The 25,561-nt window shown below is 29.0% G+C and carries 27 protein-coding genes; 12 read left to right on the forward strand and 15 right to left on the reverse strand.

What is annotated here, in order from left to right; translation table 11 throughout:
* Nucleotides 1–14: 14 nt before the first annotated feature.
* From BTO07_RS12270 to BTO07_RS12290, 5 genes are all read right to left on the reverse strand, one after another.
* Nucleotides 15–884: a DUF58 domain-containing protein gene (locus tag BTO07_RS12270; RefSeq protein ID WP_087521506.1), complete on the reverse strand. Its 870-nt coding sequence runs from the start codon at nucleotides 882–884 to the stop codon at nucleotides 15–17.
* A 106-nt stretch (nucleotides 885–990) separates the two neighbouring features.
* Entirely contained in the window at nucleotides 991–1,980 is a 990-nt protein-coding gene (locus tag BTO07_RS12275) for an AAA family ATPase (RefSeq protein WP_087521507.1), read from the reverse strand.
* 104 nt (nucleotides 1,981–2,084) lie between these two features.
* Entirely contained in the window at nucleotides 2,085–2,861 is a 777-nt protein-coding gene (locus BTO07_RS12280; RefSeq protein ID WP_198342465.1) for a UDP-2,3-diacylglucosamine diphosphatase, read from the reverse strand.
* Between the two features lie 48 nt (nucleotides 2,862–2,909).
* A complete protein-coding gene (locus BTO07_RS12285; RefSeq protein ID WP_087521508.1) occupies nucleotides 2,910–4,829 on the reverse strand; it encodes a M1 family aminopeptidase in 1,920 nt (639 codons plus the stop codon).
* 48 nt (nucleotides 4,830–4,877) lie between these two features.
* Nucleotides 4,878–6,092 (reverse strand): choice-of-anchor B family protein, encoded by a 1,215-nt coding sequence (locus BTO07_RS12290; RefSeq protein ID WP_087521509.1) that lies wholly within the window; start codon nucleotides 6,090–6,092, stop codon nucleotides 4,878–4,880.
* Nucleotides 6,093–6,241: 149 nt separating this feature from the next.
* Here BTO07_RS12290 and thiL point away from each other — a divergent pair, with 149 nt between their 5' ends.
* Nucleotides 6,242–7,288: a thiamine-phosphate kinase gene (thiL, locus tag BTO07_RS12295; protein ID WP_087521510.1), complete on the forward strand. Its 1,047-nt coding sequence runs from the start codon at nucleotides 6,242–6,244 to the stop codon at nucleotides 7,286–7,288.
* A gap of 222 nt (nucleotides 7,289–7,510) precedes the next feature.
* Here thiL and BTO07_RS12300 read toward each other — a convergent pair whose 3' ends face one another.
* The 5 genes from BTO07_RS12300 to BTO07_RS12320 form a co-directional block, all read right to left on the reverse strand.
* Entirely contained in the window at nucleotides 7,511–7,933 is a 423-nt protein-coding gene (locus tag BTO07_RS12300) for a hypothetical protein (protein ID WP_157663344.1), read from the reverse strand.
* 209 nt (nucleotides 7,934–8,142) lie between these two features.
* On the reverse strand, nucleotides 8,143–8,517 hold the full coding sequence (locus BTO07_RS12305; RefSeq protein ID WP_087521512.1) for a hypothetical protein: 375 nt from the start codon (nucleotides 8,515–8,517) through the stop codon (nucleotides 8,143–8,145).
* Nucleotides 8,518–8,987: 470 nt separating this feature from the next.
* Nucleotides 8,988–9,908, reverse strand: a complete 921-nt coding sequence (locus BTO07_RS12310; protein WP_087521513.1) for a hypothetical protein — start codon at nucleotides 9,906–9,908, stop codon at nucleotides 8,988–8,990.
* A gap of 104 nt (nucleotides 9,909–10,012) precedes the next feature.
* Nucleotides 10,013–10,471: a large conductance mechanosensitive channel protein MscL gene (gene mscL / locus BTO07_RS12315; protein ID WP_087521514.1), complete on the reverse strand. Its 459-nt coding sequence runs from the start codon at nucleotides 10,469–10,471 to the stop codon at nucleotides 10,013–10,015.
* Between the two features lie 11 nt (nucleotides 10,472–10,482).
* Complete coding sequence (locus BTO07_RS12320) at nucleotides 10,483–11,457, reverse strand: LuxE/PaaK family acyltransferase (RefSeq protein ID WP_087521515.1); 975 nt, start codon at nucleotides 11,455–11,457, stop codon at nucleotides 10,483–10,485.
* A gap of 177 nt (nucleotides 11,458–11,634) precedes the next feature.
* Between BTO07_RS12320 and BTO07_RS12325 the strand changes: the two genes are divergently transcribed.
* The 7 genes from BTO07_RS12325 to BTO07_RS12355 all read left to right on the forward strand — a co-directional run bounded on the left by BTO07_RS12325 (nucleotide 11,635) and on the right by BTO07_RS12355 (nucleotide 15,800).
* Nucleotides 11,635–11,994, forward strand: coding sequence for a DUF6970 domain-containing protein (locus BTO07_RS12325; RefSeq protein ID WP_087521516.1), 360 nt, complete (start codon nucleotides 11,635–11,637; stop codon nucleotides 11,992–11,994).
* Entirely contained in the window at nucleotides 11,969–12,334 is a 366-nt protein-coding gene (locus tag BTO07_RS12330) for a DUF4377 domain-containing protein (protein ID WP_198342466.1), read from the forward strand. Before BTO07_RS12325 ends, BTO07_RS12330 begins: the two co-directional genes overlap by 26 nt.
* Nucleotides 12,335–12,346: 12 nt before the next feature.
* Nucleotides 12,347–13,039 (forward strand): hypothetical protein, encoded by a 693-nt coding sequence (locus BTO07_RS12335; RefSeq protein ID WP_087521517.1) that lies wholly within the window; start codon nucleotides 12,347–12,349, stop codon nucleotides 13,037–13,039.
* Between the two features lie 17 nt (nucleotides 13,040–13,056).
* Nucleotides 13,057–13,464, forward strand: coding sequence for a hypothetical protein (locus tag BTO07_RS12340; RefSeq protein ID WP_087521518.1), 408 nt, complete (start codon nucleotides 13,057–13,059; stop codon nucleotides 13,462–13,464).
* A gap of 4 nt (nucleotides 13,465–13,468) precedes the next feature.
* Complete coding sequence (locus tag BTO07_RS12345; RefSeq protein ID WP_087521519.1) at nucleotides 13,469–14,014, forward strand: RNA polymerase sigma factor; 546 nt, start codon at nucleotides 13,469–13,471, stop codon at nucleotides 14,012–14,014.
* A complete protein-coding gene (locus tag BTO07_RS12350) occupies nucleotides 14,014–15,357 on the forward strand; it encodes an outer membrane beta-barrel protein (protein WP_087521520.1) in 1,344 nt (447 codons plus the stop codon). Before BTO07_RS12345 ends, BTO07_RS12350 begins: the two co-directional genes overlap by 1 nt.
* Before the next feature lie 98 nt (nucleotides 15,358–15,455).
* Nucleotides 15,456–15,800: a hypothetical protein gene (locus BTO07_RS12355; RefSeq protein WP_087521521.1), complete on the forward strand. Its 345-nt coding sequence runs from the start codon at nucleotides 15,456–15,458 to the stop codon at nucleotides 15,798–15,800.
* On the opposite strand, the gene BTO07_RS12360 is transcribed toward BTO07_RS12355, so the two are convergent.
* Nucleotides 15,788–16,843: an isoaspartyl peptidase/L-asparaginase family protein gene (locus tag BTO07_RS12360; RefSeq protein WP_087521522.1), complete on the reverse strand. Its 1,056-nt coding sequence runs from the start codon at nucleotides 16,841–16,843 to the stop codon at nucleotides 15,788–15,790. The genes BTO07_RS12355 and BTO07_RS12360 overlap by 13 nt on opposite strands.
* Before the next feature lie 113 nt (nucleotides 16,844–16,956).
* Between BTO07_RS12360 and amaB the strand changes: the two genes are divergently transcribed.
* On the forward strand, nucleotides 16,957–18,498 hold the full coding sequence (gene amaB, locus BTO07_RS12365) for an L-piperidine-6-carboxylate dehydrogenase (protein ID WP_087521523.1): 1,542 nt from the start codon (nucleotides 16,957–16,959) through the stop codon (nucleotides 18,496–18,498).
* Nucleotides 18,499–18,574: 76 nt separating this feature from the next.
* On the opposite strand, the gene BTO07_RS12370 is transcribed toward amaB, so the two are convergent.
* From BTO07_RS12370 to BTO07_RS12385, 4 genes are all read right to left on the reverse strand, one after another.
* Nucleotides 18,575–19,993: a beta-1,3-glucanase family protein gene (locus BTO07_RS12370; protein ID WP_087521524.1), complete on the reverse strand. Its 1,419-nt coding sequence runs from the start codon at nucleotides 19,991–19,993 to the stop codon at nucleotides 18,575–18,577.
* A 165-nt stretch (nucleotides 19,994–20,158) separates the two neighbouring features.
* Nucleotides 20,159–21,289, reverse strand: a complete 1,131-nt coding sequence (locus BTO07_RS12375; RefSeq protein WP_087521525.1) for a hypothetical protein — start codon at nucleotides 21,287–21,289, stop codon at nucleotides 20,159–20,161.
* Nucleotides 21,270–21,794 carry a hypothetical protein gene (locus tag BTO07_RS12380; RefSeq protein WP_087521526.1) on the reverse strand — a complete coding sequence of 175 codons (525 nt, stop codon included), beginning with the start codon at nucleotides 21,792–21,794 and terminating at the stop codon, nucleotides 21,270–21,272. The genes BTO07_RS12375 and BTO07_RS12380 overlap by 20 nt, the downstream gene beginning before the upstream one ends.
* A gap of 4 nt (nucleotides 21,795–21,798) precedes the next feature.
* Nucleotides 21,799–22,326, reverse strand: coding sequence for an RNA polymerase sigma factor (locus tag BTO07_RS12385; RefSeq protein ID WP_087521527.1), 528 nt, complete (start codon nucleotides 22,324–22,326; stop codon nucleotides 21,799–21,801).
* 103 nt (nucleotides 22,327–22,429) lie between these two features.
* Between BTO07_RS12385 and BTO07_RS12390 the strand changes: the two genes are divergently transcribed.
* The 3 genes from BTO07_RS12390 to BTO07_RS12400 all read left to right on the forward strand — a co-directional run bounded on the left by BTO07_RS12390 (nucleotide 22,430) and on the right by BTO07_RS12400 (nucleotide 25,555).
* Nucleotides 22,430–23,803: a DUF1800 domain-containing protein gene (locus BTO07_RS12390; RefSeq protein ID WP_087521528.1), complete on the forward strand. Its 1,374-nt coding sequence runs from the start codon at nucleotides 22,430–22,432 to the stop codon at nucleotides 23,801–23,803.
* Between the two features lie 10 nt (nucleotides 23,804–23,813).
* Nucleotides 23,814–25,004 (forward strand): DUF1501 domain-containing protein, encoded by a 1,191-nt coding sequence (locus BTO07_RS12395; RefSeq protein WP_087521529.1) that lies wholly within the window; start codon nucleotides 23,814–23,816, stop codon nucleotides 25,002–25,004.
* 62 nt (nucleotides 25,005–25,066) lie between these two features.
* Nucleotides 25,067–25,555: a hypothetical protein gene (locus tag BTO07_RS12400; RefSeq protein WP_087521530.1), complete on the forward strand. Its 489-nt coding sequence runs from the start codon at nucleotides 25,067–25,069 to the stop codon at nucleotides 25,553–25,555.
* Nucleotides 25,556–25,561 lie beyond the last annotated feature (6 nt).

Raw genomic sequence — 25,561 nt, forward strand, 5'->3', positions numbered from 1 at the left:
AAGTAACTGAGTTACTATCTCCCTTTATGTTTAAAATAACCTAATAATTTTTTCACGTAGTTTTCATCAACTCTTGTGTTAACAGTTCCTGCGCCACTTCTTTTAAACATGTTTATATAATAATCTGTTAAACGTAAAGCATTTGCTTTATAGCTTGTTCTTACAGATTTCGATGCTGTATTTATCAACTGAACATTATCCGTTTCTGAATCTAACATTGGTACCATTCCTAAATTAGGAATTTCCTCATCATGTTTATCAAAAATTCTAATTCCTGTTAAATCGTGTTTTTTTGCTGCAATTTTTAATGTTTTTTCATAATCATCATCCATAAAATCGGATAACATAAAAACAATCGCTCTTTTTTTCATCACACTAGATAAAAACTTTAAAGCAGCAGCAATATTGGTTTTTTTACTCTTTGGTTTAAATTCTATTAACTCTCTAATAATTCTTAAAACGTGACTTTTTCCTTTTTTAGGAGGAATAAAAAGTTCTACATCATCAGAAAATAAAATTAAACCCACTTTATCGTTATTCTGAGTTGCAGAAAAAGCTAATGTTGCAGCAATTTCTGTAACAGTATCTTTTTTAAACTGCGTTGATGTTCCGAATAATTCTGATCCAGAAACATCTACCAAAAGCATCATTGTTAATTCACGTTCTTCTTCGAAAACTTTTATATAAGGCTCGTTATAACGTGCAGTAACATTCCAGTCAATGGCTCTTACATCATCACCAAATTGGTATTGTCTTACTTCAGAAAAAGTCATACCTCGTCCTTTGAATGATGAATGATATTCACCTCCAAAAATATCATTAGACAAACGTTTTGTCTTAATTTCTATTTTACGAACCTTTTTAAGTATTTCTTTAGTTTCCATTTTTTCAGTATGCAGTATTCAGTCAGCAGTTTGCAGTCATAATATTCAGTAGATCAGATTCGAGTAAGTAACTGCCTACTGAATACTAATTTTACTGTTAACTTCTTTATGGTACTTCAATTTCGTTTATAATTGAATTGATAATGTCTACAGAAGTTACATTTTCTGCTTCAGCTTCATAGGTAATTCCTATTCTGTGACGTAAAATATCAAAAACAACCGCTCTAACATCTTCTGGTATTACATAACCTCTTCGTTTGATAAAAGCATAACATTTTGCAGCTTTTGCAAGGTTAATACTTCCACGAGGTGAAGCTCCAAAACTGATTAAGTCTTTTAATTGTGGTAAGTTGTATTTTTCTGGATAACGAGTTGCAAAGATGATATCAAGAATATATTTCTCAATTTTTTCATCCATATAAACTTCGTTAGCAACTTCTCTTGCTCTTAAAATTTCTGCTACTGTAACAACAGGATTTACTTTTGCAAATCCGCCAGATAAATTCTGACGCATAATAATTTGTTCGTCTTGTAATTTTGGATAATCAATAACCACTTTTAGCATAAATCTATCAACCTGTGCTTCTGGTAAAGGGTATGTTCCTTCTTGTTCTACAGGATTTTGAGTTGCCATTACTAAGAAAGGTTCGTCTAACTTAAAAGTAGTGTCACCAATTGTAATTTGACGCTCTTGCATTGCTTCTAATAAAGCAGATTGCACTTTTGCAGGTGCTCTGTTAATCTCATCTGCTAAAACAAAGTTTGCAAAAATCGGACCTTTTTTAATCATGAAGTCATTTTCCTTCATGTTATAAATCATAGTACCAACAACATCTGCAGGTAATAAATCTGGTGTAAACTGAACTCTACTAAAACTTGCATCAATAGCTTTAGATAATGTATTAATTGCTAATGTTTTTGCTAATCCAGGAACTCCTTCTAATAGAATGTGACCATTTCCTATCAGTCCAATTAACAAACTTTCTATCATTTGTTTTTGACCAACAATTACTTTATTCATTTCTAAAGTAAGAATGTCTATAAAGGCACTTTCTCTTTCTATTTTCTCATTAATCGCTCTTACATCTACATCCATTGTAATATTGTATTAAGTGTTATTTAAAGTGAAGCAAATCTACAATTTTAACATATTGATATTTGTTAAAAGTAGGTTAAAGATTTCGTAAGTTTTTGTTTATTTTAAAGGGAATTATCGTTGAAATTTAACAATTTGAATTCAGAATCATTAAATTCTCCATAGGTAAAGTATTGAATCCAGTCTCCTAGATTTATATATGTGCTGTTTTCTTGAAGCTTTATTTCTAAAGGAAGGTGTCTGTGACCAAACACAAAATAATCGTACTGTTTTTCAGTTAGCTTTTCTTTACAGTATTGCACTAACCACTCATTATCATCACCTAAATATTTAGCATCATCATCACCAGAAATTAGTTTGTTTTTTACGGACATATAATGACCTAAACTTACACCTAAATCTGGGTGCAGCCATTTAAACATCCATTTAAATAAAGGAAAAGTAAATACTTTTTTCATTCTTTTATAACCTAGGTCTCCAGGACCTAAACCATCTCCATGACCAATAAGAAAATTTTTATTGTTGATTAAAAACTCTTGTGGTTCATGATAAACAGGAATGTTGAGTTCTTTCTCGAAATAATCATTCATCCATAAATCATGATTACCAATAAAAAAGTAAATAGGAATTCCGGAATCTTTTATTTCTGCTAATTTCCCAAGAACTCTTACAAAACCTTTTGGAACAACTGTTTTATATTCGAACCAAAAATCGAATAAATCACCCAGTAAAAAAATTGCTTCTGCATCTTTTTTTACTTCATCTAACCAAGCAACAAACTTTTTTTCACGAGGAAAACTAAGTTCTGGAGTTGGAGCACCAAAATGTTGGTCTGAAGCAAAATAGATTTTTTTATTTTCTGAAGTAGTTATGGAAATCAAATAATTGTTTATTTATATCGGTAAAAATAGAAAAACTTATTTATAAAGTTAATCTTTAATAATTTTTTTGTGGAAGTACCCATGATCCGTAAAAATCGTAATAAAATAAATTCCTGTATTAAGTTGCCTCAAGTTTATTTGTTTGTTGGTAGCTTCAATCATTTTCTTACCCAAAGTGTTGTAAATAATACTACTATTTATTTTGATATTTTCTGATGCTTGAATCGATAAAATATCATTTATTGGATTGGGAAATAATGAAATGTTTTCTGTTACAAAACTATTATTTTCTAAGCCTAGAGTTACATTATTGTTCTTAGAAATTAAATGAAGATCTGGGTCAAATTCAACAGAACTTATCGTGAAATTTACATTTTCTACAAACGTTTGCTCATTATTTATGTTGTTTAAAACAAGATCTAACACTTCTCCATTTGTTCCATTTAAACGAATAGGAACTTTGTTTTCGAAGAAAGAAACAGAACTATGACTTTGGGTTTGATTTAATTGAATACTAACTGAGTTTGATGTTGGTTGATGCCATGCTACGTTATAAGTAGGATATCCTTGATTGTAAACCCAATCGTTAAAAAATTCACCTAACTCTAAACCACTAGCTGTTTCTAAATGTGCCATTAAATCTGGAGTTTTAGCATAACCATACTCTAAATTTGGGTCAGTAATGTAATTTTTTACGCCACTAAAAAAGTTAGTATCACCTAGTTTTTTACGCAACATGTGTAAAACCATTGCGCCTTTATTGTAAGATAATCTACTATTAAAAATTCTATTAACATTTGTGGTGTCAACATCTGTGAGGTAAACTGCACCACTTGTAGATGAAGTTACCGAATTTACGGTAGAACTTCTCCAACTTTTAAAGGAAGATTCACCATCTAAATGTTCAATCGTTAAGCCAGATAAATAGGTTGCAAAACCTTCATTTAACCAAATGTCTTTCCAACTTCCACAAGTAACTTTATCACCAAACCATTGATGCGCCAATTCATGTGCAATTAAACCTCTACTAAAGCTTCCCATAAAAGAAATAGTGGTGTGTTCCATTCCTCCACCCCAACCAAATTGAGCATGACCATATTTTTCATTTTCATATGGATAATTTCCAAATAAATTGATAAAATGATTCATAATATCAACAGTAATACCTGTACTATTTTGTGCGCTAGTTAAGCTTTCTGGATATACATAATTTACAATAGGAAATGGTTTTCCGTTATTTGCAACTGTATGAGAATAGGTTGCATAATTGGTCACTGCAAAAGCAATTAAATATGCAGGAATCGGGTATTGATGTTTAAAATGCGTGGTTTTCTTACCATTATTTATTGTTACATTTTGTTCTAAACCATTAGAAGCCGAAGTGTAAATTTCTGGAGCAGTTATATAAACATCAATTTCATTAATTTTATCATTTAAATCTTGTTTACAAGGCCACCAATCTAAAGCTCCATAAGGTTCAGAAAGTGTCCAAAGTATTGGTGTTGCATCTACACCATGAGTTGATGCTTCAAAAGAATCAAACCCAGAACTTGTAGGAGTTCCATTGTATTCTATTAAAACGGATGCTGAATTTCCTTGATTTATAGTGTTTTGAAGTGTAATTACTAGTTCATCATTTGAGTTTTGAGTAAATGATAAGGTATTTCCATTTTCAGTAACAGAAGTTACCATCATATTATCATTTAAATCAAAAGTGATGGTAGTTAGGTTTTCTAAAGCAGTAAAAGTAGTCGTTACTTTCCCTGCAATATCTGCTACTGCAGGATCTACAGTAAACTCTAATTTATGATAGGTAATATCGTAATTTGATGTGTTTGGATTTACTCTAAAATGAACTTTTGATGCGGCAGATTTTGCTTCAGCTTCAGAAATTTCAATAATTTCTTGGGCAGTTGTTATAGATATATTGATGAAAACAAAAAGGCAAATCAAAATAAAACGAATCATAAATAAAAAATATTTGATGATTAAAAGTACTTAAATTTTATTGCTTTACTATGATTTACTTTTTCTGATGATAAATAAACCGTTGTTAAAATCACTAATAATAATGTTTCCACTTGGTAAAAAAGGATACACATTCCAAGCCCCATTAGTTTCTGTATTGTTGTTTTCTGGATACGTATCAAAATAACCAACTTCTGTAAATGTTTTCGTATCGATATTAGAAATATCAATAATTCTTGCACCATTTGTATAATTTGCTTGATAATAAAGATTGTCTTTTACGTAACCATTATGATCAATTGCAAGCGTATTTCCTTCATAATTAAAATGATGAATAGGATTGTCTAAATCTGTAAAACCGAAAACAATCGTTGTAGAATTAACTCCGTTATTTACTTCATCTAAGGCATCACCCAAAAGAAAATATCTAAAATCTTCTGTAAACCAACCTTGATTTGTTTTACCAATATTTGGATAAGAAATTGTTGATATTTTTACAGGATTCTCTTTATCTGTAACATCTAAAATTACAATTTCGGTTTCATTACTACCAATTAAAATTTCTTTGTCTGTGTAATCTGTATCTGGACCATTGTAAGTTAATACTTGTGCATCATGAGCATATTTGCCTTCTGCATAACCTCCAGCTGCTGTTGGTTTAAAAGGTGTATTTATATCCACAAAATGTGGACCGCCATCAAAAGTATTAGAACCTACTACATAGGCAAAACCAGAATCTTCATTAATAACAATATTATGTGCATTTCCAAAACCAGTATAATCTCTATCTGAAGTAAATTCTACAGGAGGATTTTTAACATCTTTTAATTTACCTAGATTAAAAGTTTGCATTCCATGACCTGCTGCTTCACTAACAATGTAAGCAATAGATTCATGAACCTTTATATTTCTCGAGGCATTATTTTCTGTTCTGGTATTTAATGTTCCTAAAATTACGGCATTTGCAGGGTCTGTAATATCTATAAAAGTAACCCCTTTATTTGTAGACATTAAAGCATATTCATTTTGACTAATTGGGTCTGTCCAACCCCAACAATTACTTCCTGTAGTATCTGCACCACCAATATCTTCTAAAGAAATATGAGTTAATAAATCATAATCATTACAAGGATATTCTCCTGCAAAACCGTTTTCACATTTAGCTATCGGGTTAATTATAATTTGATTATCTCTATTAAAAACGTCTGTTTTAGAGCAGCTTATAAACACAATTATTATAAGAAAGAAACTCTTTTTAATCATTTTATTACTTTTTAGAACTATTAAACGTTTTTTGTAAAAATATTATTGTTGCAGACTTCTTATCAAAAATACTATTTAAAATATAAAATAAATAAATATAGGTGTTAAAGTAGTTCTGTCCTTTTTTAGAATGTAACTATCTTTGCAATATGTTAGAAGACAAAAATACACAAAAGACATCGTTAGCTGAACTAGGTGAGTTTGGTTTAATCAATCATATTACACAATATTTTAAAGTACAAAATACATCAACAATTAAAGCTATTGGAGATGATGCAGCTGTTTTAGATGCTTCAGAAAAACAAACGTTGGTTACAACAGATTTGTTGATAGAAGGTGTGCATTTCGATTTAAGTTATATGCCGCTTAAGCATTTAGGATACAAAGCTGTGATGGTAAATTTATCTGACGTGTATGCAATGAATGGGGTTGCAGAACAAATTACGGTTTCTATTGCTGTTTCTAATCGATTTACTTTAGAAGCAATTGAAGAATTGTATGCGGGTATTCAGTTAGCTTGTGATACTTATAAAGTAGATTTAATTGGTGGTGACACTACTTCATCTACCAAAGGAATTTTAATTTCTGTTACTGCAATTGGTAAGGTTGATAAAGACGAAGCTGTATACAGAAATACTGCAAAAGAAACAGATTTAATTGTGGTTTCTGGAGATTTAGGTGCAGCTTATTTAGGATTACAAGTCTTAGAAAGAGAAAAGCAAGTTTTTAATGTTGATCCAAATAATCAACCAGATTTAGATAATTACACGTATTTAATTGAGCGTCAATTAAAACCAGAAGCACGTAAAGATGTTGCAGGTTTATTGAAAGATTTAGAAGTAAAACCAACTTCTATGATTGATATTTCTGATGGACTTTCATCAGAACTTTTTCATATTTGTACACAAAGTAAAGTAGGTTGTAAGGTGTATGAAGATAAATTGCCTTTAGACCCTCAAGTAATTTCTGCTTGTGAAGAATTTGAGTTAGATTCTACAATGGTTGCTTTAAGTGGAGGTGAAGATTACGAACTTTTATTTACAGTGCCAATTGCTGATTTTGATAAAATACAAACAAACCCAAATTTTTCTATTATTGGTCATATTACAGCAGAAAACCAAGGTTTAAATTTAGTAACAAGAGCTGAACAAGAAATTGAATTAAAAGCACAAGGTTGGAATTCTTTAGATAGTTAACTAGAACAAGATAAATCTATATATTAAAAAAGCGAAAATTTTAAATTTTCGCTTTTTTTTGTTTTTTTGGAAGGTTCGTTTAACGAGTTTTTATAAGATTTGTGCGACTTAAAAATCGGAGATTTTTCGGTTGTAACAAATCGTTAGTTGAATGTTTGTCGGTTTATATTTAGTTTAAGTAAGCATAAATTTTATGAGGTGTTGTAAGGCGTTAATTATTTTCTAGGTTGTTAAAGACTTCGTTAATACTTTCCATAGATTTTCATGCTCATAAGAATTTCCATCCATCAATTCTATTTTAATATGGTTTATATTCCAGTAGTCAGGATGATTAATGAATCTCAAATATGGAGCTACATCTTTTTCTTTTTTCTGAAGTTTAGGCTTTTCAATGTAAACGTTTAACTCTGCGTATTCCATACTTCCAAATTCATTTTTCATTTTTGGTATTATCACGTTTAAAACTTGTTTTTCAAACGATTTGGTATAGCAAAATATTAAGTAACTCATTTGTCCGAAACCAAATTTATTATTGCCTTTAAATGAATACATAGTCCTAATATCATTATTCGAATTGATTAGGTCAATATATTTGTCAATTCCATTGTCTAAATCCCAAAAATCATTAGGACAAGCTCTGATCAATTTCAAAGCATCATCATAGAACTTTCTTTTTACATCATTCAAATAATATTGACTCATAAGGTTACAATGACTTACAACTATAAAGATATCGAACGTTTTAATGTTTTATATCAGAAGTTAAACGAAGTTAGTTGATTTTTTTTAGAAAGTCAAGTTTACAAACCCATCAACATTTAGATATGTTTTATCAATAGTTATACTTTTTCCATTTAGTGAAAATCACTATACCTTACTTTTTCATCATAACCTAAGTTCGGATATTTATCATCAAAACTATTATGAAGAACAATATGTAATCGTTTAAAAAGAAGGTCAATAATTTCTTTTTCGGTTTCTACTTCACAAGACATATTTACAATGTGTTCTTTTTCTTCTGTACTTCTTTCTTTGTCAACACAAATAAGAGAAATACTAAATCCATCAGTTCCATAAAGTGATATTCCAACTGGTTTAAATCGATTAAGATTCAATTTAAAAATTCTTGCTAAGTTTTTAATATCATCTCCACAAGAACCACCAAATGCGTCAGGTATATCTGCAGAAACGGTTCCTTTAAAATCGTTATACTGAGTACTAGCTATCATACTTTTTTAATTTCAATTTTTATTTTCGTTCTGTTACTTTTAATTATTGTTAACAATTTATAACTAAAAAATAGTTTTTTTAGTAGTTAACTTTAATACAAAAATAGAAGATAAAAGAGTATCTGTCAATCACTGAAAACAGTTGAATTTTCTCTTCACTGAAAGTAGTGAATCCCCTCACTGTTTTCAGTGAGAAAATTTAAGTAGCATAATAATTGATAATTATAAATTGAAGTAAATTAGGTTATTACCTATTAAGCGTTGGGTTTTGTAATTTTTTATTTTGTCAGAATTAATACAAAAGTTATTCATTCTAAGTTTACAAAAACATCAAATTACAACTTATAATATCTAAATTGTCAAAAAGACCAATAATTTCAAAAGTTCAGTTTTCGTGAATTTCGCATCGATTTTGAGCTGCAATAAATGAACAAGAATTGTAATTATTTAAAGAAAAGTAAAAGAATCTATTAGTACTTTAACTTTAGTTCTTTTCTTTTAGATTTATCTGTTAATTTCTTTTGTTTCCAATAAGGTTCATTACTACTTGCTTTTAGTTCAGCAGTTGTTATTAAACCAGTTGCATTATCTTCTGACCAACCTAAAATTTTATAAGGAAATTCTTTTTCTACATCAATAGAAATCGTTCTATCAATATTTAGGTATTTTATATTATAAATTAGCTTGTTCTTTGATGTTGTTTTGCTAATGATGGCTTTTTCTACGTCCATCTTTTTGTAATTAAAACGACTATAGATTGTAGATGGAATTAAGTTTATTTCTCCTTCTGGTAATTGCCCTTTTTGAATACGAATTCTCGTCATTAAATCTTCTTCTAATAAAGCTGCATTTATTGTTTTTTCTTCATCACCATCAGCTTCAAAATAAGAGAATTGTTTAAAATTATAGGAATTATCACCAAGGTTTAATTGGGTAAAAGTATGTCCACACCATTCTTGTATACTTGTGGTTGCTTTTAGAGTAAATGGATGTTTTTTAAAGTTGATTGGCGTAAAAGTAGAAGTGATAATAGAATAATCATAAATACCTGTATTAAACTTACGCACATGGTTTAATTTCAATACAGAAACGTTATCGTTTCCTGCTTTTTGTGGATTATCTAATTTAACCTGTTTGCTTAAAGAAAAAGGTTCTGTAACAAAAACTAATACAACTTCACCATCTCGTATCTCACCATATCTAGCTTGTTTTAAAGCATAACTACTTATTTCTGCTTTTCCAGAATACCAGTAATTATTAAATGTATCGTTTTCAGAGATCGTACTATTTTCAGTATTTGTAGTTGCTTGAGGAGTTTTATTGGTTTCTCCGGATTGGCAACCAATAAAAGAAAAAAGAACTAGGTGAAAAAGTGTTATTTTGATATTCATAAATTTCGATTTACTATTTTTTGATAAAACTATTGATAGTTTACAGCAAAAGTTAAAAAAAGTAAGTCGTTTTTTATAAATAAGTTTACAAAACGGATGTATAGTTACTTTTTATCACCTAAAACCTTCAATAGATATTCATTTTGTTTTTCTAAAAGCTCATTAGTTTTACTCATTAACTCAATATTTTTAGGAGTAACAATCGCTTTGTTTTTTGGGTCATCCGCTTTTTTCTTTATAGAATTCATTGCTTTCACAATTATAAAAACGGTAAAAGCAATAATTAAAAAATCGATTCCTGCTTCAAATAACTTTCCATAACCAATGGCAATTTCATTAAAAGAAATTTTATCTTTAACAAGAACAGCTTCTCGTAGAATAATTTTTTTATTTTCCCACTTTGCACCACCCGTTATAAACGATAAAGGTGGCATTAAAACTTCTTTTACTAATGTGCTTACTACTTTATTAAAAGCTGCGCCAATAATAACCCCAATAGCAATATCTATCATGTTACCTTTTACAGCAAACTCTTTAAATTCTTCTATTAATTTAAATTTCATAATTTATTTTTTTACAAAACCATCAAATTACAACCTCTAATGTCTGAATCGTCAAAACGACCAATAATTTCAAAAGTTCCATTTTTATGCACTTTTCCTAAATCTTGCGTAGCAATAAATGAACAAGAATTGTAATTAGCCAAATCAATAACATTAATTCCGCCTGTTTTTCCAACTTGTTGAATTGTTAACGCATCTTCTGTATCTCTAGTAAGAATTTTCATCCAAGGCGGCGTTTCAAAAACTCCATTTCCATTCGAATATCCTTGACTTAGTAATTCCGTCATTCCGTATTCTGAGTGAATTTCAGAGACTCCAAATCCGTTTTGTAAAATTTGATGCAATTCTTCTCTCACTAACTCTTTTCTTCGACCTTTCATTCCACCAGTTTCCATAATGATGGTGTTTTTTAGGTTGAATTGCGCTGTTTCAATCAAATCTAACAAAGCGAAAGAAACACCAATTAAAAGTACTTTTTGTCCTTTTTTGTCTAATTCTGTTAGTTTTTCAGCTAATTCTTCGATGTTATTCAAATAAAATCCACTTTCTGGGTTTTTAGATTTCTGAATTAAATCATCAACCATAAAAACCAAAGAAGATCCATTTCTTTCTAAATAGTTAGGTAACAAAGCTAAAACTACATAATCTTCTATGTTTCCATAAAAATGAGCAAATCCTTTTAGATAACTTTCTTTGTAAAGATTAATATCTGTTACATAATGTTTACTTGTTATACTACCTGTTGTACCAGAACTCGAAAAAGTTTCTTGAACCTTTTCTGTAGAAGAAAGGATTTCTCTACTTTTAAAAAACTGAATTGGTAAAAACGGAATTTCTTCAACCTTAGTAACACTTGAAGGATGAATGTATAGTAAATCGCAAAAAGATCGGTACACTTTATTATTTTTAAATTGATGTTTAAAAACTTCTAAAGCAACTTGCTTAAAATCTTCTTGGGTTTGTATGTTAAAAATGTTGTTTTGCATATACTCGAAAAAATTCCCACAACAATTGTGTTGTGGTTTCCTTTTATTGTCATTCCCTTGAAAAAGGGAATCTAAACAAAGAGTTTTTGCTGAAAAAAATCTTTGTACTGCAAAAATAGAATTATTTAACGCAACCTTTTTAGAAATTCTGCATCTTATAAGAAAAGAACCCTTTTTATGAAGTTACAAACAACTTTTTTTCTCTTATTACTTGCTGTTTTTTCGTGTAATGATAGAAATGAAGTTTCTAGAGTTTGCGAAATAGAAAACCCATTAGAAGAATTGGTTTTTTTAAAAGAAGCAAAAAATAATATTGACAGAATAGATTGTGCGGGTAAAAGTTCAATTATTCAATATACTTATAATTCAGAAACTGTTTTTCTAGTCAATATTTGTAATCAAATTGCAGATGGACAAACATCAGTTTATAATTGTTCTGGAGAAGTAGTTTGTACTTTTGGTGGTATTACAGGTTTAAATACTTGTCCGGATTTTGATACATTAAAAACAGATGAAATTATTTTATATGGTAATTAAAAGAGTCATTTTAGTATTTTTATTTCTATCTACAATTGTTTCTTGTGAACAAAATAATGATGATTTAAATCAAACAAGAATAATAGTTGCTTCACAAACAATAGATTGTCAAGGAATAGCTGCGCAAAAATGTTTGTTAATAAGAGAAGTAGATAATGAAAACTGGGAATATTTTTATGATTCAATAATTGGCTTCAACTATGAAGAAGGTTTTGAATATGAGATTTTAATTTCAGAAAAGGAAATTGAAAATCCACCTCAAGACGCATCTTCCATTGAATATACATTGATAGAAGTTATCTCAAAAACAGAAAAAATATCAAAAAATTTACCAAACTAAAAATTTAGAAGTATGAATTTTAAAAACATAGTTATTTTGCTTTTTGCAACTATATTGTTTTCTTGTGAAAATAATGAAGCAATTATAGATTCAGATAATTTATTAATTGGGTTTTGGGTAGCGCCTGTTTATGATGGAGTAACGACAACTTTTAATAGAGGAAGCTCTTTACCAAATGAAGCGTATGGAATTTCATTTACTGAAAATGGAGACTTTATAGAACACACTTCTGGTTGGTGTGGAACACCTCCTTTATCTTTCTTTGATATTGAAGGCTCTTTTGAGCTAGAAAACACATTGATTCGTATTTCTACACAAAGTTATCCAACAAATTATGCTTGGAGAATTGTATCGCTTACAGAAAGTGAATTAGTAGTAAAAAGAGAATTAACAGCACAAGAAATTGATCATAGAAGTTTAATGGATTTATTTAATGAAATTCAGAATTTGTCTTATAGTGTTTCTTGCTCAGATTCTGGTGATTGGTTATTTACAGCATATGGGGCAAAAGCTTGTGGAGGTCCTCAAGGTTTTATAGCGTATTCATCACTAATAGATACTGTTTCATTTTTAGAAAAAATAGAAACGTATACACAAGCAGAAAAAGATTTTAACTTAAAATATGGAGTTGTTTCTGATTGTTCTATACCAACTGCACCAATTTCTGTAGAATGTCAAAACAGTTATCCGATACTTAAATATTAATTTATAATACATAAAAAATGAAAAAAACGATACTACTTTTAATTGGCTTACTTGTTTTCTATTCTTGTTTAAACAATGATAATGATACACCAAATTATACTTTTGAGTATATACCAATAGATTCAGCAATAACTCCTGCAAGTTTTACTTTTGGAGAAATAGATACAATTACTGTTAAATATTCATTTCCTAATGGGTGTTATTCTTTTGATAGAATTTATTACGAAACAAAAGATACTACAAGAATTGTTGCCGTTTCTGTTTCAGTGCTTTTAGATGAAAATTGTACGCTGGCTATTATAGAAGGAGAAAAAAAGTTTGCTGTAAAAGCTTCTCAAGAAGAAGACTATGTTTTTAAGTTTTTTAAAGGGAAAGATAGTAATGGCGATAATATTTTTGAGGAAGTGATAGTTCCTGTAAATTAGAACCATCAAACTAGAAGAACTCATACAGGAATGCTGCAAGCAAAAAATAGCAGCGCAAGCAAAGGTTTATCAGATTTTTTCTGATAAGCTATTCGCTGTTTGTTTAAAATATTCGCATAATAAAGAAGATGCAGAAGATAATTTACAAGATAGTTTTATCACAATTTTCGAGAAAATTGAGCAATATAAAAATAAAGGTTCTTTTGAAGGTTGGCTAAAACGAATCACTATAAACACAGCTTTACAAAAATACAGAGAGAAAGCTCCTTTGCAAATTGTAGAAGAAGTTTCTAATAAAGTTGAGGTTGAAGAACTCGAATTAAAAAACACTGTTTTTAATGTTGATGTTTTGCTAGGTTTTATTCAGCAATTACCAGACAGATATAGATTGATATTTAATTTATATGTTTTAGATAATTATTCACATAAAGAAATTGCAGAAATGTTAGCTATTTCTGTAGGAACATCAAAATCTAACTTGTCTAGAGCAAGAAAAATTTTAAAAGAGAAGTTAGAAGGTCATCAAAAGAAGAACGAAAATAGTATTTAATGGATCAAAATAATTTAGACAAATTGTTTCAAGAACAGCTTAAGAATTTGGAGGTAACTCCGAGTGATAAAGTATGGAACAATATTGAGTCTAAACTTAAAAAGAAAAAGAGAAGGGGATTTCCTATTTGGTGGTTTACAAGCGGAATTGCAGCAATGTTGGTTTTAGGAATGTTGATATTTCCTTTCTCTAACGATGAAAATAATTTTATCGAAAATGATTCTGTAATTATAACTACAGAGAGTACTAAGAAAGAAAACAAATTAGAAACTATTTATAAAACTAAAATTGATTCAGTAATTAACCATAAAAAAAGTGAAGATAAAATTCTTGTTGCTGATGAAAAAATGAATTTAAATCAGTCTAAAAGCAAGAAGAAGACTTACAATAAAAAGGAATTAGTTAGCGAAAAAAGCGCTGTGAAAAAGATTTTCATAGCTGATAATTCCTTCAATGAAACTATTGATTCTTCAGAAGATAATGAAAAAGTTATTTCTAAGACTGAAAAAGTATTTCCTGATGAAGAAGAGAAAATTATAAAGGATGAAATTAGTAATGTTCAGAAAAAATCAATTGTAAAAAAATTAGATATAAATAATTTTGTAAAGAAGAATGATAGTGTTTTTTCAACTAAAATATTAAAAAATAAATGGTCTATTGCTCCCGTTTTTGCAGTTTTAAATTCTAATTCATTTTCAAATTCATCTCCTCTAGAAAAAAGTTTATCAAACTCAACAGAAGGGAAAAGTTCATTTTCTTACGGTTTTCAAATAGGATATAAAATAAATAAAAAATGGAGCATTCAATCAGGTATTCATTTACAAGAAATGAGTTATGCTAATAATCAAGTAACAGCTACTCCTTCAATATCTAAAAGTGAATCATCTGTAACATCTATAAGTGGAGGTTCTTTTTCTTTTGATGAGGCTTTTACTCAAAGTTCAGATTTTGCGAGTAATTCATTGTTAAAGACTAATAGTTTAAACGGACAATTAAATCAGACTTACGGTTATATAGAAATTCCTATAGAAGTAAAATATAACTTTTTAAGCGCTAATAAGTTTAACACACAAATAGTAGCTGGGTTTAGCTCTTTGTTTTTAAACAAAAATGAAGTGAATTTAAAAAGCCAATTTTTATCTAAACTTGGGAAAGCAACAAATTTAAATACCATTAATTTTAGTGGAAACTTAGGTTTTGATTTTAATTATTCTTTAAACAGTAAATGGTCTTTAAACTTAAACCCAATGTTTAAAGCACAATTAAATACGTTTAGTGAAAAATCGAATGGTTTTGCTCCTTTTAATTTGGGAATATATTCTGGAATTAAATACACCTTTTAACGATGTTTTTATTGGTTTCGTCGAAAGATTTAAAAAATAATATTTTTAATTTTTAATTTGGCTTAGTTTTTGTTTTGAACTATAAAAAAAAGAAAAAGATGACATTTTTAGCAATTACATATAGAACTTTTAGTGGAACGAAAGAAATTATAGATTTAAAGGTACCAAAGAGTACACAGTGGGTGGTTTATAAAGATAATAGTCCTGCGTATTTTGTAGATTTCTTTGATTTAGAGAAAGAATCTAATGCGATGATGAATAGTCTTGTTTTATGTGCAAAAAGACCAATACAAGAAGTGTTAGAGGTTATCAATAAAAAACACAATATCAATTTATCTATCCCTAAAATTACGCGTTTAGGTTTAAAAAAGATTGTTAAATCTGAAGTAAGAGAATTAGATTTAAAACCAATTCCAGAGGAGTGGTTGTCTTATTCTTTGTAAATTTTTAGAATTAATTCACCTTTATCATTCATTGAAGCTCTGTACATTCCTGCAGTATTAAATTCAAAAGACATATTTCCATTTTTGTCTAAAGCAACAATACCTCCAGTTCCTCCAAGTTCTGTGAGTTTGTGTTGTATAACATCTTTTGTAGCTTCTTTTAAAGATTTATTTTGATATTCCATTTGTGCAGAAATATCATAAGCTACTTGAGCTCTTATAAAATATTCTCCCCAACCGGTAGATGAAACTCCGCAAGTTAAATTGTTTGCATACGTTCCTGAACCAATAATAGGAGAGTCGCCAATTCTTCCCCAACGTTTATTGGTCATTCCTCCTGTAGAAGTACCAGCAGCAATATTTCCTTCTTTATCTAAAGCCACACAACCTACAGTTCCAAATTTTGCGTTTTTAATATCTTCATCATAAAAAGCAGCTTTTTTATCATCATGATCTAATGCTGTTTTTGCTCTATTTTTTATTCTTTGAAGCGATTTAAAACGTTTTTCAGTATAAAAGTAACTTGGATTTACAATTTCTAAACCTTTTTCTTTGGCAAAAATTGATGCTCCTTTTCCAGAAAGCATTACATGATCAGAATCTGTCATTATTTTTATGGCCAATTCTATAGGGCTTTTTACGTTTGTAACTCCTGCAACTGCACCTGCGTTTAATGTTTTTCCATCCATAAAAGACGCGTCTAACTCATTGGTTTCTTCATGGGTAAAAACGGCACCTTTTCCAGCATTAAATAACGGCGATTCTTCCATAACTTGAATCGTTTTCATTACTGCTTCTTGGCTAGTTCCTCCATTTTTTAAAATTGCATGACCAACTTTAATAGCTTCTTCTAATTTAGATTTATAAGCAGCCTCTTTTTCTGCAGACATATTTTTCTTTAAAATAGTTCCTGCTCCTCCATGAATTATAATAGCAAATTCATTTTTCTTCAGGTCTATTTTTTTTTCTTCGGATGATGAGTCTGTTTCATTTTTACATCCAAAAGAAATAAATAATAATGTAATAAAAAGTATTTTTTTCATAACTCAATTGTTTAAAATTAAACACAAATACTTGTTTTTGTTTAATTTATAAATTTGTAAAATTATTCGTAGATTCGTTCTTCGAATGTAAACAACAAAAACGGAACAGCAAAATGACAGACTTTGGAATGAAAGAAGCCTTATTAGAACTAGGTTTAAAAGACATAAATGATGGAACTTCTACAGGTTCAAACAATTTTTCTAATGGAGAAATCATAGAAAGTTATTCACCTGTTGATGGAAAGTTGATTGGAAAAGTAAAATCAACGACAAAAGAAGACTACGAAAAGGTGATGGAATCTGCTACAAAAGCATTTTTATCATTTAGAAATATGCCAGCTCCACAAAGAGGAGAAATTGTACGTCAGTTTGGTAATAAATTAAGAGAAAAGAAAGAAGCACTTGGTAAATTAGTTTCTTATGAAATGGGAAAAAGTTACCAAGAAGGTTTAGGAGAAGTACAAGAAATGATCGATATCTGCGATTTTGCAGTTGGATTATCTCGTCAATTAAACGGACAAACAATTCCGTCTGAACGCCCAGGACATGTTATGAGAGAACAATGGCATCCAATAGGAGTTGTTGGTATTATCTCTGCATTTAACTTTCCGGTTGCAGTTTGGGCTTGGAACACAGCTTTAGCGTGGATTTGTGGTGATGTTTGTGTTTGGAAAGGTTCTGAAAAAGCACCTTTATGTACGGTTGCTTGTCAGAATATAATTGCAGAAATTTTAAAAGAAAATAATTTACCAGAAGGAATCTCTTGTATTATAAATGGAGATTACAAAGTTGGTGAAATGATGACTACAGATACTAGAGTTCCTTTAGTTTCTGCTACAGGATCTACAAGAATGGGACGAATTGTTGGCGCAACTGTTGCACAACGTTTTGGAAAATCTTTATTAGAGTTAGGTGGAAACAATGCAATTATTATTACACCAACTGCAGATTTAAAAGTAGTGGTTCCAGGAGCAGTTTTTGGAGCAGTTGGAACTTGTGGGCAACGTTGTACATCTACAAGAAGATTAATAATTCATGAATCTGTGTATGATAAAGTAAGAGATGCAATTGTTGGTGCTTACAAACAAATTAAAATAGGAAATCCTTTAGATGAAACAAAACATGTTGGTCCATTAATTGATCACGATGCTGTAAACACCTATTTAGCTGCAATTGAAAAAGCAAAAGCAGAAGGCGGAAATATATTAGTAGAAGGTGGAGTTTTAAAAGGAGAGGGTTACGAATCTGGTTGTTATGTAAAACCAGCAATTATTGAAGCTGAAAACCACTTTGAAATAGTACAACATGAAACTTTTGCGCCAATTTTATATTTAATGAAATATTCTGGAGAAGTAGAAGACGCTATTGATAAACAAAATGGTGTTGCTCAAGGATTATCTTCTGCAATTATGACCAATGAATTAAAAGAAGCGGAAAAGTTCTTGTCTTATGCAGGTTCAGATTGTGGAATTGCAAATGTAAATATTGGTACTTCTGGCGCAGAAATTGGTGGTGCTTTTGGAGGAGAAAAAGAAACGGGTGGAGGTAGAGAATCTGGTTCTGATGCTTGGAAAGTATATATGCGTAGACAAACAAATACCGTTAATTATTCTGATGAATTACCTTTAGCACAAGGAATAAAGTTTGATTTATAAGTCGATAATCGACATTTAATTATACTGAAAAGGCTTCACAATTGTGAAGCCTTTTTAATTTGCATTTACTTTATAATTAACTTGTTGGTTTAGCAGGAGAATTAGTTCCTGTATTCCATTTCACTTCTGATCCCCAGATTAATACATTATCACTATTATAAGTTGGTGCACCAGTATTAAAACAATTATCAGCAACAACAAAACCATTACCTGTCGTTTTAATCCAAATAAACTTATCAGGACCTTCAAAGTTCATTTTTGTCCATTCACTTAAAGTAGGTAAGAAACCTCCATAAGCACCAGAATCATCAGCTGGATATCTCCAACCACCAATAGTAATCATTCCAAGTCCAGAACTTTTAGTTCCAATTCCGAATTGAAACTTACCTGAAGTTGGTTGATTTGGAGAGTCATTTGTATTATCATTATAACCTTTTGCCTCTGTGTCTTTACAAATAGTCATTGTTATAGTCTCAGAAGGTAATGCAGTAATTAATACTTTTAAGTTAGAATCTGCATATGGAAAACCATATGAATTAGAATTTTCATGTAAAACTTTTGCGTAATCACTTCCTTGACCAGTTGAGAATGGAACTTCTCCAGGAAAATCGATACTAATATTTGGTCCTTCTGTTTTAAAATAACCTTCATTTATTCCTATCAAAATATTTCGAAATGTAGAATTTGCATACATTTTATCATTAGAATCTTGAGGAGATTGATTTTGATCTACTGTTGCTTTGTTATAAATTAAAGTTCCTCCATCACATCTATAACATATTTCTGTTGTAAACTGACTTTTTAATACTTCAAAAGTATCGCCTTCTGCACTTACTAAAGATATCATTACTTCCGATTCTTTTTTGGCATTCATAAAACTTCCTGTAAATACTTTAGCAGAACCTCCTTTTGGAGTATCAGAAGTTATTATCAATGGAGCTTTATTTGTGCTTAAATCATTTATATATTTATCATAAGAAGGAAAACTATCTGGAGATCCATTTGGGCCAACTATTTTAATCTGTCCTGTTTTACAAGTAATATATGCTGGGTTTTTATCAGAAGCTGGTTTTAATGCAGCCGTTTTCATTAAAGAAATAATATCTGTTATCGATTTTTTATATCCTAATGTGAAAGCTTTTTTTGCAGTATCTGTACCTGATAAAATTAATGGAAGTCCTGTTATATCAACATTTGAAAGGTTTAACCAAACCTCTGTTCCGCTAGCTTTTTTAGTAAACTCTATCCAACCATAGTATTGATCACCATCAGGTAAAGGTGCGTCATCTGAAGGAAAAGCACCATAACCAACATATAATCTAGCTCCTTTTATACTTTCAATGTCTATTTCTAAATTAGGGTTTTTAGCTAATAAACTGCTTAATTGTACAGATTTATTAGGTATAATTCCACTAATTCCTTTTTGATTATCTCCTGTTAATAATAAATGCAAATCTTGATTAGCATCTCTGTTATTTACTATTTTTAATTTCATATTGTTTGGTTTTATTTAATGATTACAAGGTATATTCATTAAAGCTTACAACACGGGGTAGAAATACTCGTTTATATATATGGAAATTTTCCATTAGAACTATTTTGTGTTTTAAAAAAAATAATAACCCTAAAAAATCACCATTTATGAAAATAGAATAATTTTTTATTTGATATTTATGATTCCATTTTTTAACTCAATTGCAATATTTCCATTTGAAACAATATTTTCTTTTGGCTTCTTTTCAAGGATTTTTGTAAGTTTATCTTCATTAGAACCTCCAAAAGTAGTTTTGTTATCATCCATATTTAAAACGGTATTAAAACCATTTATATTCATTGAATAATTACTTTCCTTAACATTATATAAATTTAAGTCAGTATAATCACCAATTAAATTAAAAGTAGTAAACTTTTTTCCAAAGTTATAGAAGTGAAGCTTGCTATTAAAATCATTAAATAGCACATTCTTTCCTATTTCACCTATTTGTATTTTTGAAGTTTCTGAAGCTAAATTTACATTAGAAACTTCACCAATTACAACTTTCCTCATATCTAAAAATTCAAGTCTTGCATCTATTACTTTTTCTACCTGAAAAATTCCGTTAGATAAAATAATTCTATTTTTATTAGAGGTAATTTTTTTAAATTTTAAATATGTTTTAAATGCATTTATCTCTATTGGATATTCAATATTATAAAGGAACGTAATTTTAGAATGAAGTGCCTTAATATTAATTTTCACGTTTTTTGGAACCTTGATTATAAAACTTTGTTTAAATTTTCGAGATGATTTTCCGTAGTCTTTATTTGGATTATCTAACTGAAGATTCTTAAAAAAATCGTCAGTATATGTTCCTAAACTAAAATCGATTTCTTTTAATATTGAATCTTTCGATTTATAGAAAAGTTCATTTTTCCTTTTATTTGAATAAAAACCTCTAATATGTTCTTTGTATGTATTTATATCAACATCTAGAGAATATAACTCTCCAAGGTACATTGAGTTTTTTACATCTAAATTTATTTTGTTATTAACTTTTGAAGATTTGGCTTTAATACCCTTAAAAACTTTATATTGAATTTCTTCTGAATCTTTATCAAAAAGAATCGAATAATCAAGATGAACTTTATTATCATTAGACTCTTCAAATACAATTGATGCATTGTCAATATCAATGTCTAATATGGTGTTTTTATCAATTTCATAACTTTCTTTTAAGACCAATTCTTTTGTTTGTGAAAAAGAAAAATTGATGCTTAGTAGAAATAAAATACTATATATATATGGTTTCATTACTTGTCTTTTTTTGATTTAACTCATTAATATGTTCTTTAATATCTTTGATTAATTGCAAACGTCTTTGCAAATTATCTATTAAAGATTCTAAAACATTTATGTTATTTGGAAGCTCTTTTAATTGTGTTGTTATTTTTTTATAATCAGTATTAGAATCTTTTAGTTTCTCTTTATACTTTCTTATTAAAATGGTGTCATTTGCTACTTCAATAAAACTATTCCATTCTTTATTTATATTGATTAAATACTCATTTTCTATTCCTTCAAATTGAATTTCGAATGCAGTTTTTGTGGGTTTAGAATATGTATTCTGGTAAAAATATCCACAGAAAAGAATTAATAAAATGGATGCTGCAATTTTTAAGAAATAATAAGGACTCTTTTTATTCTTACTATTTTTCACTCCATTTAATTTTGTAATAAAATCTTTACGATGCTCTTTTGGTATTTTTTTTATTGGGTATTCTTTATTCTTAAATAAATCTCTAATATCATGTTCCATAATTTTAAGTTTTTAGAAGATTTCTGAGTTCCATTTTCCCTCTCCTTAATTGTGTTCTAGAAGTCTTTTCGGGAATATCTAATATCTCTGATATTTCTGTATGATCATAACCATCTATTAAATAAAGTTTAACGACCAATTGATATTTAATTTTTAGACTTTCAATTGCCTCAATAATCTCTTTTTTATCAATTCTTACATCAAAATTCCAATCATTATCGTCTAAAACTTCTAAAGGATAATTATCTAAAGAAATGGTTTCTATTTTTTTCTTTTTTAATACATCGATACAAGTATTAATAACTATTTTCTTTAACCAAGAACCAAAACTCGTATCTTCTTTATAGGATTCTAAATTTAAAAAGGCTTTTAAAAAAGCATCTTGCATAGCGTCTTTTGCTTCCTCTTCATTTTTAAGATATCTACAAGAAATAAAAAACATCGCTTCACAAAACAAGTCATAAAGCTTTATTTGAGCTCTTTGATTTCCTTTTTTGCTTTTTAAAATTAAAAAGTTAAGTTCTTTAGACATTAATTTGATTAGTTCTATTATTAAAAACGAGAAAGAAATACAAAAGTTTCAGATTTTTTTTTTATAAATTTAAACTATCTTTAAATTCTACAGTCTAAAAAATATGAAATCAGCACATATACAGCATTTATATAATAGAGTTGGTTTTGGTATTACGCCAAAAGAACTTGCTCGTTTATCTAAAAAGAGTAAAAAAAATGTAGTTAACGAGTTGTTTAATTCTTCTAAGAAAACAACTACTTTAGAGGTTGATACTTCTTTTTTGAAGGGTAAAACGTATTCAGATTTTAAAAGCAAAGAGAAGCGGAAAGAACTTCAGAAAATAAATAGAAAAAAAGTAAAAGAATTTTCTACAGCTTGGTTTCAAAGATTAAATAATCCTACGGAAATTTTACGTGAAAAAATGACCTTATTCTGGACAAACCATTTTGTTTGCGAAAGTAAAAACATCTTATTTGTGGAGAGTTATAATAATATGTTGCGTAAAAATGCTTTGGGGGATTTTGGCGATTTCACAAAAACAGTTTCTAAGGAAGCTGCAATGCTTGGCTATTTAAACAACAAACAGAATAAGAAAAAAAGTCCGAATGAGAATTTTGCTCGCGAATTAATGGAGCTTTTTACCTTGGGGCAAGATCAATATACAGAACAAGATATTAAAGAATCTGCACGCTCTTTTACAGGATATAATCATAAGTTTAAAGGTGAATTTTACTTTAAACAAAAACATCATGATGAAAACGAAAAAACCTTTTTCGGTAAAACAGGTAACTTTAATGGTGATGATATTATAGATATTATCCTTCAACAAAAACAGTGTGCACGTTTTATATCAGAAAAAATTTACAGCTATTTTGTAAATGAAAACATCAATAAAAAACATATTGATGAAATGGTTAATGTATTTTATAAAGACTATAATATTGAAGAATTAATGCGTTTTGTGTTGCTTTCAAAATGGTTTTATGACGATGAAAACGTAGGAACTAAAATAAAATCGCCCATTGAATTTTTAATTGGAATCAATACAATTGTGCCTTATAAAATAGAAAAACCAAAACAAATTTTACTCGTTCAAAAATTATTAGGACAAGTATTAATTAGTCAGCCAAATGTTGCTGGTTGGCAAACAGGAAGAAATTGGATTGACAGTAATACCATTGTTACACGTTTACGTTTGCCTTCTGTATTGTTGAATAATGCTGAAATTGCATATTCAGAAAAAGGTGATGAAGAAACAATGATTACTAATTTTAAGAAAAGAAAATTAAGAAGAAATGCTTTTATAAAAGTTACTGCAGATTGGAGTTCTTTTGAAGAGAATTATAAAAATGAATCCAATAAAGAATTGGTGCATCTAATAATTACATCAAAAGTAAATAAAGGAACGGCAGAAATGTTAGAAAGAAATCAGCAATTGTCTAAACGAGATTTTGTTGTACAATTAATGAGTTTACCTGAATATCAACTTTGCTAAATCAAAAAACATGAAACGTAGAGATTTTTTAAAACAGTCAACTTTTGCTTCAGGAATGTTTTTTGTGCCTCAATTTTTAAAGGCATTTGAGAATAACCCAATGAAACCTTTTAGTCATAAAAAAGTAGTTATCATTCAGTTAAAAGGAGGTAATGATGGTTTAAATACTGTTGTTCCTTTCAACAACGATATTTATTATCAGCAAAGAAATAATATCGCCATAAAACAAAACGATTTATTTAAGATTTCTGATGAAGTTGGGCTTCATAAAAGCTTACAACCTTTACAGAAATTATATGATAAAGGCTTTGTTAGCATCATAAATAATGTTGGGTATCCGAATCCTAATTTATCACATTTTAGATCTACAGATATTTGGCAAACTGCCAGTGATAGTAATGAATATTTACAAAACGGTTGGGTGGGGCGTTATTTAGATTATACCAAAGGAAACCCTTACAATGCTATTGAAGTTGATGAAAGTTTGTCTTTAATGATGAAAGGAAAAACGCAAAATGGGTTGGCAATTACAGATCCAAAATTGTTTTATAATTCTATGAAAGCACCGTTTTTTAACAACGTGGTTAGCAATTATAATGATGCACATTTAAGCGAACATAACTTAGGGTATTTGTACAATACAATGATTGATGCAAAATCATCTGCAAAACACATTTACGAAAAAAGTAGTACAAAAAGTACGTCCGCAGAATACCCGAAAAACTTGTTTGGAAAACAATTAAAAACCATTTCTCAATTTATAAATTCCGGCTTAGAAACTCAAGTGTTTTATGCAGGTTTAAGTGGTTTTGATACACATGCAAATCAGGCAAACCCACAAGAACGATTATTAAAAATATACGCTGAAACTTTAGCTGTTTTTGTAGATGATTTACAAAAAAATAATACGTTTGATGATGTGCTAATTCTTACATTTTCAGAGTTTGGAAGACGTGTAAAGCAAAATGAATCTAAAGGAACCGATCATGGTACAGCAAATAATGTTTTTGTGATGGGAAAAAACTTAAAGAAACAAGGTTTGTATAATAATTTACCAGATTTAGGAAACTTAGATAAAAACGGTAATCTTAAATATGAGATAGATTTTAGAGAGATTTACGCGACTATTTTAGATAAATGGTTAGCTGTAGATGATGTCGCTATTTTGAATAAATCGTTTTCTAAATTAGATTTTGTTTAGTGGTTGGTTTTATTGAAAAATAATTAACTTCGTTTTACATCCATTAAATTTTGCAGTAGTTTATGAATAACCAAGAATACATAGAGTTTACGCTTAGTGACGCTTCTAAATTTAAAGACTGCAACAAAGTTTTTAATATTTTGATTGATTGTAAAAAGAATGGAACGAAAAAAAAAGCGCAATTTTGGTTAAAAAGAACACCAGATTATGTAATTGATTATTTAAATTTATCAGAGAAAAATAAAAGTTGGAGTTTAATTAAACTCTTTCAATTTATAATTGAAGACTTAGATGTTACTTTTACTGGTTTAGAAGTGGGTGAAAACGGAACTGGAAGACTCGATTTTGAAGTAAATGGTTATCCATACGGAGGACCTTCTTCATTAATTACTTTCTTAAGAGCTTTTGATTGTATTGCAACAGAAACTGATGATGGTTCTGGTGTTTATAAGGTAAGTTGGAAATCTGATTTTAAATTTCAATTGAAAAAAGAAGCCTCTGATGAACCAAAAGGACTAAAGTCATTTTTTGGAAGAATTTTTAATAAGTAAGTTACT

Source organism: Polaribacter sp. SA4-12 (assembly GCF_002163675.1).
Classification (GTDB): Bacteria; Bacteroidota; Bacteroidia; order Flavobacteriales; family Flavobacteriaceae; genus Polaribacter.